Source organism: Streptomyces sp. NPDC046860 (assembly GCF_040645115.1).
Taxonomy (GTDB): domain Bacteria; phylum Actinomycetota; class Actinomycetes; order Streptomycetales; family Streptomycetaceae; genus Streptomyces.
On record NZ_JBEYXQ010000001.1, the window covers coordinates 418786 to 434442 of the forward strand.

13 protein-coding genes are annotated in these 15657 nt (G+C 71.6%); 7 read left to right on the forward strand and 6 right to left on the reverse strand.

What is annotated here, in order from left to right:
* Positions 1-185 precede the first annotated feature (185 nt).
* On the forward strand, positions 186-734 hold the full coding sequence (locus tag ABZ898_RS01965) for a DUF6114 domain-containing protein (protein WP_361651777.1): 549 nt from the start codon (positions 186-188) through the stop codon (positions 732-734).
* A complete protein-coding gene (locus ABZ898_RS01970; protein WP_361651779.1) occupies positions 724-2028 on the forward strand; it encodes a hypothetical protein in 1305 nt (434 codons plus the stop codon). Before ABZ898_RS01965 ends, ABZ898_RS01970 begins: the two co-directional genes overlap by 11 nt.
* A gap of 96 nt (positions 2029-2124) precedes the next feature.
* Here ABZ898_RS01970 and pyk read toward each other — a convergent pair whose 3' ends face one another.
* The 3 genes from pyk to pta all read right to left on the reverse strand — a co-directional run bounded on the left by pyk (position 2125) and on the right by pta (position 6959).
* Positions 2125-3555, reverse strand: coding sequence for a pyruvate kinase (gene pyk, locus ABZ898_RS01975; RefSeq protein WP_361651781.1), 1431 nt, complete (start codon positions 3553-3555; stop codon positions 2125-2127).
* Positions 3556-3663: 108 nt separating this feature from the next.
* A complete protein-coding gene (locus ABZ898_RS01980; RefSeq protein WP_361651783.1) occupies positions 3664-4872 on the reverse strand; it encodes an acetate kinase in 1209 nt (402 codons plus the stop codon).
* On the reverse strand, positions 4869-6959 hold the full coding sequence (gene pta / locus ABZ898_RS01985) for a phosphate acetyltransferase (RefSeq protein WP_361651785.1): 2091 nt from the start codon (positions 6957-6959) through the stop codon (positions 4869-4871). Before pta ends, ABZ898_RS01980 begins: the two co-directional genes overlap by 4 nt.
* 269 nt (positions 6960-7228) lie before the next feature.
* Between pta and ABZ898_RS01990 the strand changes: the two genes are divergently transcribed.
* Entirely contained in the window at positions 7229-8254 is a 1026-nt protein-coding gene (locus ABZ898_RS01990) for an ATP-dependent 6-phosphofructokinase (RefSeq protein ID WP_361651787.1), read from the forward strand.
* Positions 8255-8316: 62 nt separating this feature from the next.
* Here the strand turns inward: ABZ898_RS01990 and ABZ898_RS01995 are convergent, their stop codons facing one another.
* Both ABZ898_RS01995 and ABZ898_RS02000 read right to left on the reverse strand, forming a co-directional pair.
* The gene (locus tag ABZ898_RS01995; RefSeq protein ID WP_361651789.1) at positions 8317-9021 is read right to left on the reverse strand and encodes a response regulator; all 705 of its coding nucleotides are present in this window, start codon (positions 9019-9021) and stop codon (positions 8317-8319) included.
* Entirely contained in the window at positions 9018-10709 is a 1692-nt protein-coding gene (locus tag ABZ898_RS02000; protein WP_361651790.1) for a sensor histidine kinase, read from the reverse strand. The genes ABZ898_RS01995 and ABZ898_RS02000 overlap by 4 nt, the downstream gene beginning before the upstream one ends.
* A 122-nt stretch (positions 10710-10831) precedes the next feature.
* On the opposite strand from ABZ898_RS02000, the gene ABZ898_RS02005 reads away from it, so the two are divergent.
* On the forward strand, positions 10832-12247 hold the full coding sequence (locus ABZ898_RS02005; protein WP_361652273.1) for a cation:dicarboxylase symporter family transporter: 1416 nt from the start codon (positions 10832-10834) through the stop codon (positions 12245-12247).
* An 81-nt stretch (positions 12248-12328) separates the two neighbouring features.
* On the opposite strand, the gene ABZ898_RS02010 is transcribed toward ABZ898_RS02005, so the two are convergent.
* Entirely contained in the window at positions 12329-12946 is a 618-nt protein-coding gene (locus ABZ898_RS02010) for a TetR/AcrR family transcriptional regulator (protein WP_361651791.1), read from the reverse strand.
* Between the two features lie 131 nt (positions 12947-13077).
* Between ABZ898_RS02010 and ABZ898_RS02015 the strand changes: the two genes are divergently transcribed.
* From ABZ898_RS02015 to ABZ898_RS02025, 3 genes are all read left to right on the forward strand, one after another.
* The gene (locus ABZ898_RS02015) at positions 13078-14757 is read left to right on the forward strand and encodes an MFS transporter (protein WP_361651793.1); all 1680 of its coding nucleotides are present in this window, start codon (positions 13078-13080) and stop codon (positions 14755-14757) included.
* 205 nt (positions 14758-14962) lie between these two features.
* A complete protein-coding gene (locus ABZ898_RS02020; protein WP_361651795.1) occupies positions 14963-15292 on the forward strand; it encodes a hypothetical protein in 330 nt (109 codons plus the stop codon).
* Between the two features lie 19 nt (positions 15293-15311).
* Positions 15312-15623, forward strand: a complete 312-nt coding sequence (locus ABZ898_RS02025; RefSeq protein ID WP_361652274.1) for a pore-forming ESAT-6 family protein — start codon at positions 15312-15314, stop codon at positions 15621-15623.
* The last annotated feature ends 34 nt before the right edge of the window (positions 15624-15657 follow it).

Below are 15657 nucleotides of genomic sequence, written 5' to 3' on the forward strand. Positions count from 1 at the left end.
GGCCGGCTGAGCCGTGACCGGGTCAGGGCGGGGGAGCGCGAGCTTCCCCGCCCTGCGTCCCGGGCCGCCGTCCCGGTCCGGTGCCGTGCACCGGGCCGCCTCTCCCCAGACTCAGACCTTCCGGCTTCTCCACGCATACGGCCTAGCCGGTATGAACTACCACCGGACCCAGGGAGCTGTTTTCCATGAGTGCCGAGACTCCGGTCCAGAGCGTCGGGACTTTCACCCGACTGCGCCTGCGATTCCGTGACTGGCGGGGCGGCCGGCCGTTCTGGGCGGGTCTGTTCACCTTGCTCGGCGGACTGCCGATCGCCTACTTCCCCTACGCCACGCTCAAGCTGGGCACCATGGCGGTCTCCATGGCGACGACCGCCGGCGCGGGTTCGCTGATAATCGGGCTCCTCCTGGTCACCCTTGGCCTGACCATGTGGTTCCAGCAGGCCACCCGCATCTTCGCGGGCGTCGCCGCGATCCTGCTGGCGCTGGTTTCCCTGGTGGTCTCCAACATCGGCGGCTTCATCGTGGGCTTCGTGCTGGCCATGCTCGGCGGCGCGCTGTCCATCGCCTGGGCTCCGGCCAAGACGGCCCCCGAGCCCGGGACCGCCCCGGCCGACACGGCCACGGGGTACGTACCGGCTCCGCGCGAGGGCGGCGTCGACGCCCCGCTGTCCGAGGGCGCGCCCGCAGAGGCCGCCCGGACCGACGACTCCAACGGGGGGTACCGTGTCGGCTGACGAGGCCCGCGGCCAGAGCGCGGCGGCGGAACCGGAGCAGGACAGAACCGGCCCCCGCCACGCCGCCCACCGCAAACCGCTGATGACCCGGCTGCACCTGCCCGCCGGCAAGGCGATAGCCATGGCGGCCATGCCGACGGCCGTGCTCATGGGCATGGGATTCACGCCCACGCTGGCCGTCGCCCGTGACCAGCCCCCCAACTCGAAGCTGGCGGACGAGTACAAGGACTGCGTCGACGCCCTCGGCGGCGACCAGGACGACGCCTCCGCCACCCCCTCCCCGTCCGCGAGCGACACCGGCGCCGCCAAGGACGACGGCTCCGCGAGCGACGCGGGCAAGGACGGCAAGGCGTCCGCCGGCAAGGCGGGCGGGACCTCATCGTCGGATTCAGGTTCCGACGGCGGGAAGTCCCCCGAGCCCGGCGCCTCCGCGCCCGCGCCCACGTCCTCCGCCAAGCCCTCGGACCCGGCCGGCTCGGCCCCGGCCGACGGCGGCTCGAAGGAGGCCGGAGGCGGCCTGCTGGGGACGATCGGGGACACGATCGGCGACGTGCTGAACGGCGGGAGCAAGTCCGCCTCGCCGTCCGCGAGTCCGACCCCCTCCGCTTCCGCCTCCGCCACGCCGTCCGCTTCCGGGACGCCCTCGGCCTCCGCCTCCGCGGGGCAGAAGCGGGAGGCGGCGGCCGGGGCCGCGGCCAAGACCGCGGACACGCCCGCACCCGGTACGGGTCAGGAGACGGAGAAGGCCGGGCAGGAGCCCGAGGAGTCCGCCTCCAAGTCCGCCACGCCCAGCCCCTCCGCCAGTGCCTCCAAGGACGCGGAGGACTGCGAGAAGGCCACCGACGCCGTCGGCGGGGTCGACAACAAGCAGCTGCTGCCCGACGACCCGTGGTACCTCAACGCCAGCTCCCTGCTGCTCAAGGGCGCCGACTACAAGGGCATCGTCGAGGTGCGGACCGCGAGCGGCAAGACCAAGAAGGTGCTGAAGTACGTCATCTCCGACGGCACCGAGATCGGGGACCTGCACCAGACGGTCAAGGACAAGGCCACCGGCAAGACGTACCACGTACAGGCCGGCAAAGGCACGAAGTCCACGATCACCGGCGGCGAGACGGTGATGTACACCGAGAGCATCTCGGGCAAGCTGCTCGGCCTGATCCCGCTGACCTTCACCCCGGACAGCCCGCCGCCGCTCAACCTCCCCGAGATCTACTTCACCGACGTGACGGTCCGCCAGGCCGGCCAGTTCGGCGGCACGCTGACCATCCCCCGGCTCCACCAGTACATCGACTGAGCCGGAACCACCGGACCCTCCGGGAGTCGAACACGACCGTGGCCCGGTCCCCCTCCAGCCGAGGGGGACCGGGCCACGGTCGTGTTCCGGGGAACGTCAGTCGCGGTCGCCGCCGCCCACGTGGTGCACCCGGACCATGTTGGTGGTGCCGGGGACGCCGGGGGGCGAGCCCGCGGTGATGACGACCGTGTCGCCGTCGTTGAAGCGGCCGAGCTTGGCCAGCTCCTGGTCGACCATGTCGACCATCTCGTCCGTGGTGTTCACGAACGGCACCACGTGCGACTCCACGCCCCAGCTCAGGGTGAGCTGGTTGCGGGTGCCCTCGTCCGTGGTGAACGCCAGGATCGGCTGGGCCGCGCGGTAGCGGGACAGACGGCGGGCGGTGTCACCGGACTTGGTGAAGGCGATGAGCCCCTTGCCGCCGAGGAAGTCGGCGATCTCCGCGGCCGCGCGGGCCACCGAACCACCCTGCGTACGCGGCTTCTTGCCCGGCACCAGCGGCTGGAGCCCCTTGGAGAGCAGCTCCTCCTCGGCCGCCTTGACGATCTTCGACATCGTCTTCACGGTCTCGACGGGGTACGCGCCCACGCTGGACTCGGCCGACAGCATGACCGCGTCCGCGCCGTCCAGGATCGCGTTGGCCACGTCGGACGCCTCGGCGCGGGTCGGCCGGGAGTTGGTGATCATCGACTCCATCATCTGGGTCGCCACGATCACCGGCTTGGCGTTGCGCCGGCACAGCTCGATCAGGCGCTTCTGCACCATGGGGACCTTCTCGAGCGGGTACTCGACGGCGAGGTCGCCACGGGCGACCATCACACCGTCGAACGCCATCACGACGTCCTCCATGTTCTCGACCGCCTGCGGCTTCTCCACCTTGGCGATCACCGGGACCCGGCGGCCCTCCTCGTCCATCACCTTGTGGACGTCCTGGACGTCCTTGGCGTCGCGGACGAAGGACAGGGCGACCATGTCGCAGCCCATGCGCAGGGCGAAGCGCAGGTCCTCGACGTCCTTCTCGGACAGCGCGGGCACGTTGACGGCCGCGCCGGGCAGGTTGATGCCCTTGTGGTCGGAGACGACACCGCCCTCGATGACGATCGTCTTCACCCGCGGACCCTCGACGTCCACGACCTTCAGCTCGACGTTGCCGTCGTTGATCAGGACCTGGTCGCCGCGCGAGACGTCGCCCGGCAGGCCCTTGTACGTCGTACCGCAGATGTGCTTGTCGCCCGGCACATCCTCGGTCGTGATGACGAACTCGTCGCCGCGCTCCAGCTCCACCGGACCCTCGGCGAAGGTCTCCAGACGGATCTTCGGGCCCTGGAGGTCGGCCAGGACGCCGATGGCGCGCCCGGTCTCCTTGGCGGCGTCCCGGACGCGGTCGTACCGCGCCTGGTGCTCGGCGTGGGTGCCGTGACTGAAGTTGAAGCGGGCCACATTCATGCCCGCCTCGATCATGGCGACAAGCTTGTCGTGGGAGTCGACCGCGGGGCCGAGAGTGCAGACGATTTTCGAACGGCGCATGAGGTGATCCTATCGGTTTGTTTCACCGCGGAATATTCCGGCCGGCGGAAGATAGAGACGATACAAATGGGCGGACAGGCGCTCAGGCGTGTTACTGCGGTGTAATGCTCAGCTCTTCTTTCCGACCAGCGCATAGGTCTGCGTGGCGATCTCCAGTTCCTCGTCGGTCGGCACCACGGCGACGGCCACCCGCGCGTCACCGGGCGAGATCAGCCGTGCCTCGCCACTCCGTACGGCGTTCAGCTCCTCGTCCACGGCCAGGCCCAGGCCCGTCAGGCCCGCGACCGCCGCCGAACGCACCGCCGCCGCGTTCTCCCCGACCCCGGCCGTGAACGCGACCGCGTCCACATGGCCGAGTACGGCGTAATAGGCGCCGATGTACTTCTTGATGCGATGAATGTAAATGTCGAAGGCGAGAGCCGCCGCTTCGTCGCCCTCGTCCACCCGGCGCCGGATCTCCCGCATGTCATTGTCCCCGCACAGACCGAACAGACCGCTCCTCTTGTTGAGAACAGTGTCGATCTCGTCCATGGACATATCCCCGACACGGGCCAAATGGAAGATGACCGCCGGGTCCAGATCTCCGGACCGGGTGCCCATCACCAGCCCCTCCAGCGGGGTCAGCCCCATGGAGGTGTCCACGCACCGGCCCCGCTCCACCGCCGAGGCGGAGGCGCCGTTGCCCAGGTGCAGCACGATCACGTTCACGTCCTCCGGCTCCTTGCCCAGCAGCCGCGCGGTCTCCCGCGAGACGTAGGCGTGCGAGGTGCCGTGGAAGCCGTAGCGGCGGATGCGGTACCGGTCGGCGAGCTTCGGGTCGATCGCGTAGCGCGCGGCCGACTCCGGCATCGACGTGTGGAACGCGGTGTCGAAGACGGCGACCTGGGGCAGGTCGGGGCGCAGCGCCATGGCGGTACGGATGCCCGTCAGGTTGGCCGGGTTGTGCAGCGGGGCCACCGGGATCAGGCGCTCGATCTCGGTGAGCACCGAGTCGTCGATCACGGTCGGCTCGGTGAAGAACATGCCGCCGTGCACCACCCGGTGCCCGATGGCGGCCAGTTCCGGCGAGTCCAGGCCGAGGCCGTCGCGGGCCAGCTCCTCGGCGACCGCCTTCAGCGCGGTCTCGTGGTCGGCGATCGGCCCGTTCTGCTCGCGGCTCTCGCCGGTGGACAGCGGGGTGTGGCGCAGCCGCGAGGTCTGCTCGCCGATGCGCTCCACCAGTCCCACCGCCAGGCGGCTGCTGTCCCGCATGTCCAGGAGCTGGTACTTCAGCGAGGACGAGCCGGAGTTGAGGACGAGTACACGGGTGGCGGTCACTGCTGGGGAGCCTTTCCGGTCGGCGCCTGCGCCTGGATGGCGGTGATGGCGACGGTGGTGACGATGTCCTGCACCAGGGCGCCGCGCGAGAGGTCGTTGACCGGCTTGCGCAGGCCCTGCAGGACTGGTCCGACCGCGATCGCGCCGGCCGAGCGCTGGACGGCCTTGTAGGTGTTGTTGCCCGTGTTGAGGTCCGGGAAGATCAGCACGCTGGCCTGGCCCGCGACCTCCGAACCGGGCAGCTTGGTCGCGGCCACGGCGGCGTCCACGGCCGCGTCGTACTGGATCGGCCCCTCGATCTTCAGGTCGGGCCGCTGCTCGCGGGCCAGCTCGGTGGCCTCGCGCACCTTGTCCACGTCGGCGCCCGAGCCGGAGGTGCCCGTCGAGTACGACAGCATGGCGATCCTCGGCTCCACGCCGAACTGCGCCGCCGTCGCCGCCGACTCCACCGCGATGTCCGCGAGCTGCTCGGCGTTCGGGTCCGGGTTCACCGCGCAGTCGCCGTAGACCAGCACCTTGTCGGCCAGGCACATGAAGAACACCGAGGAGACGATCGCCGAGTCCGGCTTGGTCTTGATGATCTCGAAGGCCGGGCGGATGGTGGCCGCGGTGGAGTGCACCGAGCCGGAGACCATGCCGTCGGCCAGGCCCTCCTGCACCATCAGGGTGCCGAAGTAGTTGACGTCGGAGACCACGTCGTAGGCCAGCTCCACCGTGACGCCCTTGTGGGCGCGCAGGGCCGCGTACTTCTCCGCGAAGGAGTCGCGCAGCTCGGAGGTGGCCGGGTCGATCAACTGGCAGTCGGCCAGGTCGATGCCGAGGTCGGCGGCCTTCTTGCGGATCTGGTCCACCGGGCCGAGCAGGGTGAGGTCGCACACGCCCCGGCGCAGCAGCACCTCCGCCGCGTGCAGCACGCGCTCCTCGGTGCCCTCGGGCAGCACGACCCGGCGCTTGTCGGAGCGGGCCTGCTCCAGCAGCTTGTGCTCGAACATCATCGGGGTGACCCGGCCGCCACTGGGCGCGGAGACCCGGCGGGCCAGGTCCGCGGTGTCCACGTACCGCTCGAACAGGCCGAGGGCGGTCTCCGCCTTGCGCGGGGTGGCGGCCGTCATCCGGCCCTCCAGCGAGAACAGCTGCCCGGCGGTGGGGAAGCTGGTGCCGGCCACCGAGAGCACCGGGGTGCCGGGGGCGAGGCGGGCGGCGAGGGTGAGGATCTCCTCGCTCGGCACCTCGTTCAGCGTGAGCAGCACACCGGCGATGGGCGGGGTGCCGGCGCTGTGCGCGGCCAGCGAGCCGACGACCAGGTCGGCGCGGTCGCCCGGGGTCACGACCAGGCAGCCGGGGGTCAGCGCGGCGAGGAAGTTGGGCAGCATCGCGCCGCCGAAGACGAAGTCCAGCGCGTCGCGGGCGAGGCCCGAGTCGTCGCCGAGCAGCACCTTGGCGCCGAGGGCGTGCCCGATCTGCGAGACGGTCGGCGCGGAGAGGGCGGGCTCGTCGGGCAGGACGTAGCAGGGGACCGGCAGGCGGTCGGCGAGCCGGCCGGCGATCTCGTCGCGGTCCTCGCGGGCGGCCCGGTTGGCGACCATGGCGAGGACGTCGCAGCCGAGACCGGCGTAGGCGCGGTAGGCGTTGCGCGTCTCGGCCAGCACCGACTCGGCGGACTGCTTGCGGGCGCCGACCACCGGGATCACGGACGCGCCGAACTCGTTGGCGAGGCGGGCGTTGAGGGCCAGCTCGTCGGGAAGCTGGGTGTCGGCGAAATCGGTGCCGAGGACGAGAACCACGTCGTACTCGCGGGCGACGAGGTGGAAGCGGTCGACCAGGGCGGAGACGAGTTCGTCGGTCCCGCGCTCGGCCTGGAGCGTGGACGCCTCCTGGTAACCCATGCCGTAGACGGTGGCGGGGTCCTGGCTCAGGCGGTAGCGGGACCGCAGCAGCTCGAAGAGGCGGTCGGGCCCGTCGTGCACCAGGGGGCGGAACACCCCGACCCGGTCCACCTGCCGGGTCAGCAGCTCCATGACGCCCAGGTCGACGACCTGGCGGCCGTCTCCCCGGTCGATCCCGGTCACGTACACGCTGCGTGTCACGCGTGCTCTCCGATCCTCGCTCGTGCGCCGTCCGCCCGAATCGTGGCGCCGCCGCACGCTTCACAGAAATCGCCCACCCGAGGTGAGCGGAACCCTCTTGACAATACCTGCGGGGCTGGATAAGGCGCCCGTCAGCTCGGTGGGGCCACGTCCGTGCTGGTCGGGGCGGGTTCGCGGCCGTGAGCAGGTGGTGGTCGTCGCCTGTTCGGCGGCCGTGAAAGAATCGGAGCGGCTCACCGGTACCCACAGCGAGCAGGAGACACAGCACGATGCGCATCGGAGTTCTCACCGCAGGCGGCGACTGCCCCGGCCTGAACGCCGTGATCCGGTCGGTCGTGCACCGCGCCGTGGCGCACTACGGCGACGAGGTCATCGGCTTCGAGGACGGTTACCGGGGGCTGCTCGACAGCCACTACCGCACCCTCGACCTGGACGCGGTCAGCGGCATCCTGGCGCTCGGCGGCACCATCCTCGGCTCCTCCCGCCTGGAGCGCGACCGGCTGCGCGAGGCCTGCGAGCGGGCCACCGACATGGCCGAGGAGTTCGGCATCGACGCGCTGATCCCGATCGGCGGCGAGGGCACCCTGACGGCGGCCCGCATGCTGTCCGACGCGGGCCTGCCGGTCGTCGGCGTGCCGAAGACCATCGACAACGACATCTCCGGCACCGACCGCACCTTCGGCTTCGACACCGCCGTGGGCGTGGCCACCGAGGCGATGGACCGCCTCAAGACCACCGCCGAGTCCCACCAGCGCGTGATGGTCGTCGAGGTCATGGGCCGGCACGCGGGCTGGATCGCCCTGGAGTCCGGCATGGCCGCCGGCGCCCACGGCATCTGCCTGCCCGAGCGCCCCTTCGACCCGGCCGACCTCACGAAGATGGTCGAGGAGCGGTTCGCGCGCGGCAAGAAGTTCGCCGTCGTCTGCGTCGCCGAGGGCGCGCACCCGCTCGACGGCACCATGGACTACGGCAAGGGCGACATCGACCAGTTCGGCCACGAGCGCTTCCAGGGCATCGGCACCGCCCTCGCCTACGAGCTGGAGCGCCGCCTCGGCAAGGAGGCCCGGCCGGTCATCCTCGGCCACATCCAGCGCGGCGGCACCCCCACCGCGTACGACCGCGTCCTCGCCACCCGCTTCGGCTGGCACGCCGTGGAAGCCGCCCACCGGGGCGAGTTCGGCGGCATGACCGCCCTGCGCGGCACGGACATCGCCATGGTCCCCCTCGCCGAGGCGGTCACCGAACTGAAGACGGTCCCGGTGTCCCGCATGGACGAGGCGGAGTCGGTCTTCTAGACCGGTCCTGCCGGGCGGGGCTCGGCAGCCCCGTGCGCACGGGAGCCGAGGTCCCTACGGGCTCAGCGGCCCCTGCCCTCCGCCTCCGACAGCCAGCGGTAGACCAGTTCCGGGCGGCCCACCTGGCCGTACAGGGGGCTTCGGGCCGCTCGGGTGGTCGTCACCAGGTGTTCCAGGTAGCGGCGGGCCGTGATGCGGGAGATGCCCACGGATTCGGCGACGCCCGCCGCCGTCAGACCGGTCGGGGAGTCGCGCAGGACCGCCGTGACGCGTTGCAGGGTCGGCGCGCTCAGGCCCTTCGGCAAGGCCGCGGGGGCCGGGGTGCGCAGGGCGGCCAGGGCCCGGTCGACCTCCTCCTGGCCGCTCGCCTCGCCCGCCGCCGCGTGGAACTCGGCGTAGCGCAGCAGGCGGTCGCGCAGGGTGGCGAAGGTGAAGGGCTTCAGGACGTACTGGACCACGCCCAGCGAGACGCCCTCCCGGACCACCGCCAGATCGCGGGCCGAGGTCACCGCTATGACGTCCGCCTGATGCCCCGCCGCGCGCAGGGAGCGGGCCAGCTGCAGGCCGTGCACGTCGGGGAGGTGCAGGTCGAGCAGGAGGAGGTCGACCGGGGCGCGCTCCAGGAACCGCCGTGCGGCGGCCCCGGTCCCGGCCTGGCCGACGGCCACGAAGCCCGGCACCCGCCCGACGTAGAGGACGTGCGCGTCGGCGGCCACCGGGTCGTCCTCCACGACCAGGACACGGATCGGGGGCTGCTCGGAGGTCATCCGCCGCCTCCCGGTGTCCCGGCGGGACCCGGCGTCATGCGTCCGCACGCCTCGGCCGCCGGGGCGGACGGCCGGGTGGCCTCGTTCTCCGTCGGCGGTCCCAGCGGCAGCCGGGCCTCGAACACCGCGCCGCCGCCCTCCGCCTCGGCCACCGTCAGCGTGCCGGTGAGGCGGGTAACCGCCTGCCGGGCCAGCGCCAGCCCGAGCCCCCGGCCGCCCGGACCCGCCGGCTTGGTGGTGAAGCCGCGCCGGAACACCAGGTCCGCGTGGGCCGGGTCGACGCCGGGCCCGGTGTCGCTCACCCGCAGCAGCAGCGACTCCCCGGCCGCGTACGCCGTCACCGTCACCCGCGCCCCGGGGCTGCCCTGCGCCGCGTCCACCGCGTTGTCGATCAGGTTGCCGAGGACGGTCACGAGGTCGCGTACGGCGAGGCCCGGCGGCAGCACGCCGTCGTCGAGGCGGCTGTCGGGGGAGACGACCAGCTCCACGCCCCGCTCGTGCGCCTGCGCGGTCTTGCCCAGCAGCAGCGCCGCCAGCACCGGTTCGCCGACCGCGGCCACCACCTGGTCGGTGAGCGTCTGGGCCAGCTCCAGCTCGGCCGTGGCGAACTCCACCGCCTCCTGAGCCCGCCCCAGCTCGATCAGGGAGACCACGGTGTGCAGCCGGTTCGCCGCCTCGTGCGCCTGCGACCGCAGCGCCTGGCTGAACCCGCGCTCGGAGTCCAGCTCACCCGTCAGCGACTGGAGTTCGGTGACGTCCCGGAGCGTGACGACCGTGCCCCGGTGCTCCCCGCCGGACACCGGCGAGGTGTTGACCACCAGCACCCGGGACGCGGTCAGGTGCACCTCGTCCACCCGGGGCTCCGACGACAGCAGCGCCCCGGTGAGCGGTCCCGGCAGTCCCAGCTCCGCGACGGAGAGGCCGACGGCCTCGGCGCCGACCCCGAGCAGTTCCCGGCCGCCGTCGTTGATCAGCGCCACCCGGTACCGCCCGTCCAGCATCAGCAGCCCCTCGCGCACCGCGTGCAGTGCCGCCTGGTGGTAGTCGTGCATCCGGCTCAGCTCGGCCGCGTTCATCCCGTGGGTGTGCCGCCGCAGCCGCGCGTTGACGACGTACGTCCCCACCGCGCCCAGCAGCAGCGCCGCCCCCGCCACCCCGAGCAGCGCCGCCACCTGGTCCTGGACCCGCGCGCTGATCGCCTCCACCTTGATCCCTGCGCTGACCAGCCCCACCACCCGGCCGCCGTCCGTCACCGGGGTCACCGCGCGCACCGAGGGGCCCAGCGTGCCGGTGTACGTCTCGGTGAAGGTGTGCCCCTGCCGGGCCGGCGCGATCCGGCCGAGGAAGCGCCGGCCGATCTCGTCCCGCGTGGGGTGGGTCCAGCGGATGCCCTCCGGGTCCATGATCGTGACGAAGTCGACGTCGGCGTCCCGCATGACCTGGAGCGCGTACGGCTCCAGCTCGGCGGAGGGGTCCGGGGTGCGGATCGCCGCGCGGACCGAGGGGGCGTCCGCGATCGACCGGGCCACCGCCGTGACCTGCCGTACCGCCGCGTCGTGCGCCTGGCGCTGGTCGCTGACGTAGGTGAACAGCGCGTACCCGGCCACGACCACCGCGATCAGCACGGCCTGCATGGCGAAGAGCTGGCCCGCCAGGCTGCGGGGTCGGGGGAGAGCGGGGGCACGCATGCCAGCAGTGTGCCTGTCCGTTCGGGCATGAACTAAATGAACGGAAGGGTGACCGCCCTCACACGGCGGGAGATAGTCTCCGCGATCCCCTGCAACGCCCGGACGTGAGCCGCACGCCGGTCATGCCGACGAAGACGTCAAGGAGAGCAGTCGTGGCCGCCAGCACCCCCGCACCGGCACCCGCCGCACCCGCCGTGAAGCGGGACCGGACCCATTACCTGTACATCGCCGTCATCGTGGCGGTCGCGCTCGGCATCGCCGTGGGCCTCATCTGGCCCGACGCCGGGGTCGAGCTCAAACCGCTGGGCACCGGGTTCGTGAACCTGATCAAGATGATGATCTCGCCGATCATCTTCTGCACGATCGTGCTCGGCATCGGCTCGGTGCGCAAGGCCGCCAAGGTCGGCGCCGTCGGCGGCATCGCGCTGGGCTACTTCACCGTGATGTCGCTGGTGGCGCTCGCCATCGGCCTGGTCGTCGGCAACGTCCTGCACCCCGGCGAGGGCCTGCACCTGACCGACGCGCTCCGCCAGACCGGCCACGCCCAGGTCTCCAGCGACGCGCTGCCCCCGGTCGACTTCGTGCTGTCGATCATCCCGGTCACCTTCGTCTCCGCCTTCACCGAGGGCCAGGTCCTGCAGACCCTGCTGATCGCACTGCTCGCCGGGTTCGCGCTCCAGGCCATGGGCCCGGCCGGACAGCCGGTGCTGCGCGGCATCGAGCACGTCCAGCGGCTGGTCTTCCGCATCCTGGCCATGGTCATGTGGGCCGCGCCCGTCGGCGCCTTCGGTGCCATCGCCGCCGTGGTCGGCTCCGCGGGCATGGACGCGCTCAAGAGCCTCGCCGTGCTGATGTTCGGCTTCTACGTCACCTGCGTGCTGTTCGTCTTCGTGGTGCTCGGCGCGCTGCTGCGGATCGTCTCCGGGCTGAACATCTTCCTGCTGCTGAAGTACCTCGCCCGCGAGTTCCTGCTGATCCTGTCGACCTCGTCCTCGGAGTCCGCGCTGCCGAGGCTCATCGCCAAGCTGGAGCACCTCGGCGTCAGCAAGGCGGTCGTGGGCATCACCGTGCCGACCGGGTACTCCTTCAACCTCGACGGCACCATGATCTACATGACCATGGCGTCCCTCTACATCGCGGACGCGCTGGGCACCCCGATGTCCCTCGGCGAGCAGATCCCGCTGCTGCTCTTCCTGCTGCTGGCCTCCAAGGGCGCGGCGGGTGTCAGCGGCGCCGGTCTCGCCACCCTCGCGGGCGGCCTGCAGTCGCACAAGCCCGCGCTGGTGGACGGGATCGGCCTGGTCGTCGGCATCGACCGCTTCATGAGCGAGGCCCGCGCGCTGACCAACTTCGCGGGCAACTCCGTCGCCACCGTGCTGATCGGCACCTGGACCAAGGAGATCGACGCGGACCGGGTGAAGCGGGTGCTCGCCGGGGAGCTGCCCTTCGACGAGACGACGCTGCTGGACGAAGGGGTTGACGAGCGGCGCCCGGCGGAGGAAGAGGAAGAGGGCGGGAAGGAACTCGCCAAGGCGTGATCCCGTAGCGGGGCCCGATCGCGGGCCCTTGTGCCGCCGGCCGCCCGACCCCGCCTGAACCGGGGCCGGGCGGCCGGTCTTTCACGTGGCGCCGCGGGCCGCCCGCGCCACCAGCTCCGTCGCCCGGTCCGCGGGGACGCCCGCCGCCGTGAGCGCGGTGACCGCCGCGGCGGGGCCCGCCTCCTCGGGCGCGAGCAGGCCCTCGTTCACCGACTCCATGACGGCGAAGAGCAGCTGCTCGTGCACGAAGGCCAGCGCGGCGGCGGGCAGCGGCGTGCTGAACACGCCCTCGTCGAGGCCGCGCTGGAGCACCCGCGTCTTCTCCTCGCGCAGGGGTGCGAGGCGGTCGCGGATGCCCTGGACGGTGACCGTGCGCTGGGCCAGGGCGATCAGCAGGCGGTATCGGTCGGCGATGTCCCACACCGCGAGCACCGAGCGGGCCACCGACTCGGCCGGTCCGGCCCCGTCGTCGCGGGCGCACACGTCGGCTTCCGTCAGGACCCGCACCGCGTCGTCGACGAGCGTGCCGATCAGCGCCTCCCGGCTCGGGAAATGCCCGTACACCGTGCGTCGTACGACACCGGCAGCGCGCGCGATCTGGTCCATCGAGGCGTCCGGGTCGCGCAGCAGTTCGGCGAGGGCGACGTCGAGGATGCGGCGGCGGTTGGTGTCGGCGCGGCTGGTGTTACCCGTGGTCATGGCAGTCATTGTGCACACCTTCTCGACTTGCACGGCACTGTGCAAGGTCGTACATTGCACATGGTTGTGCAATTGCACGCCACTGTGCAAGTACCTGTTGTCCCTGTTGTCGAGGAAGGTCAGCCGCTGCCATGCGACTCGTCATGAACGAACCGGTCGAGAGGATGGAGCGCCCCTACGCCCGGCGCTGGTGGGCGCTGCTCGTGCTCTGCCTCAGCCTGCTGATCATCGTGATGGCCAACACCGCCCTCACGGTCGCCGCGCCCGACATGACCCGCGACCTCGGGCTGTCCAGCGCTGACCTCCAGTGGGTCATCGACGGCTACACCGTCCCGTACGCGGCGCTGATGCTGCTGCTCGGCGCGATCGGCGACAAGTACAGCCGGCGTGGGGCGCTGGTCCTCGGCCTCGTCGTCTTCGGCGGCGGCGCGGTGTTCGGCAACCTCGCGGACTCGGCGGCCACGGTCATCGCGGCCCGCGCGGTCATGGGCGTCGGCGCGGCGCTGATCATGCCCGCGACGCTCTCGCTGCTCGCCGCGACCTTCCCGCGCGCCGAGCGGGTCAAGGCGATCACCCTGTGGACCGCCACCGCCGGCCTCGCCATCGCGGCCGGACCGGTCGTCGCGGGCGCGCTGCTGCGGGACCACGGCTGGGCGTCGACCTTCCTGATCAACGTGCCCGTCGTCGCCCTGGCGATCGTCGGCGCGCTGGTGCTCGTACCGCCGTCGAGGGCCGGCCACCACGACCGCATCGACTACGTCGGCGGCCTGCTCTCGGTCCTCTGGATCGCCGCGCTGGTCTACATGATCATCGAGGGCCCGCACTTCGGCTGGGGCGCGAAGGCGGTGACGGCGGCGGTCGTCGCTGGCGTCGGCCTGATCGCCTTCGTCCTCTGGGAGCTGCGCCACCCGCGCCCGGTGCTGGACGTACGCCGCTTCACGAACCGCCGCTTCGCGGGCTCCAACCTCGCCGTCGCCCTCTTCTTCCTGGCCGTCTTCGGCGCCTTCTACTACCTCACCCAGCACCTCCAGTTCGTCCTCGGTTACGACGCCCTGGAGACCGGCGTCCGCATGCTGCCGCTGGCCGGCGCGGTCTTCGCGGGCTCGGCCCTGACCGGCTACCTCACGCCGCGCGTCGGCATGCGCTGGACGGTCGGCGCGGGCATGGTCGGCGGCACGGTGGCGCTCGCGCTGCTGACGCGGGTGGACGCGGGGTCGACGTACGCCGACTTCGTCCCGTCCCTGGTGGTCCTGGGCCTCGCCATCGGCCTCGCCCTGTCCCCCTGCACGGACGCGATCATGGGCGCCTTCCCGGAGTCCGAGCTGGGCGTGGGCGGCGCGGTCAACGACACGTCGCTGGAACTGGGCGGCTCGCTGGGCATCGCGATCCTGGGCTCGCTGCTGGCGACGTCGTACGACGACCACCTGACGTCGGCGACGAAGGGGAGCGGCCTGCCCGCCGACGCCCTGGCGCAGGCCCAGGACTCCGTGGGCGCGGGCTACGCGGTCGCCCAGGCCATCGGCGAGAAGGCCCAGTCCCTGGCCGCGAAGGCGGCCGGGGCGGGGGACCCGGCCGAGGCGGCCCAACTGAAGCAGCAGGCTTCGTCCTTGGCGACGGGGGCACATCGGATGGCGGAGGCCGTGGGGGCGTCGTTCTCGGACGCGGTGGCCCATACGAGCCTGATCGGGGCGGTGATCCTGGGCGTGGGCACAGTCGTGGTGGCTGTGTTGCTGCCGGGGCGGGAGACGCCGCCTCCGGCCGAGGTTGCCGAGAAGCCGGAAGAGCCCTCCGTGGAGACTGCCGCCAACTGACCGTCCACCAACGTGCCGCTCCGCGATGTGACGGAGCGGCACGTTCGCCACGACAGCAGTTCAAGCCAACTCGGCGTTTATGCGTTGCACCAGCAACCGCCCCCCGTGAGTATGTGTGATGAGATGGGTGGCAGGTGTGGCGTCGGAGAGTGATGTGACGTCAACGCCACCGATGATCTGGACCACGGGTGCGGGGGGAATCTGCATGAAGTTCGACATGGGGTCGACGACGCTGGCGACTCTGACGAAGAGCACGGTCGGATCGAGCGACGATCTCGGGGCGCTGATCCACCAGTTGATCGCCGCGGCCCAGCCGTTGGAGGGGAAGTTCAACGGCGAGGGCAAGACGATGTTCGACTCGTTCAAGCAGCGCGCGGACGAGATCACCGCCGCGCTGAACGGCTCGCTCGCCTCGATCCTCGGCGGTCAGTCCGGGATGGACAAGGCGTTCGTCAGTGGTGACCAGGAACAGTCCGACAACGCCCACCAGACGATGAGCGCCGCCAACTTCGACGCGGCCCGCTTCCGCGGCTGAACCAGAGGGGGACTTGAGCATCATGGCCAACCAGGACCGCCGCTCCTACGACACCGGTGCCTCCGGCGACGTACAGAGCAGTCTTCAGGGGATCATCGGCCGGCTGGAGACCGTGCTCGGCGAGCGCGAGAGCGCGGTGAAGGCCGCCATGGCCGACTACCAGGCCGACGGGGTCTCGGACGAGTACCACGGCAAGGAAGTCCGCTGGCACAAGGCCGCCGGCGAGGTCCGCGACATCATCCAACTGGTGCGCGGCACGCTGGAGAAGAACGACGGCACCGCGCAGGCCACGCTGGCCAAGGCCCGTGCCGCGGTCGACAACATCGGCTGACACGGCGGCAGAAGCCCGTCGCGCAGGTGCTCGG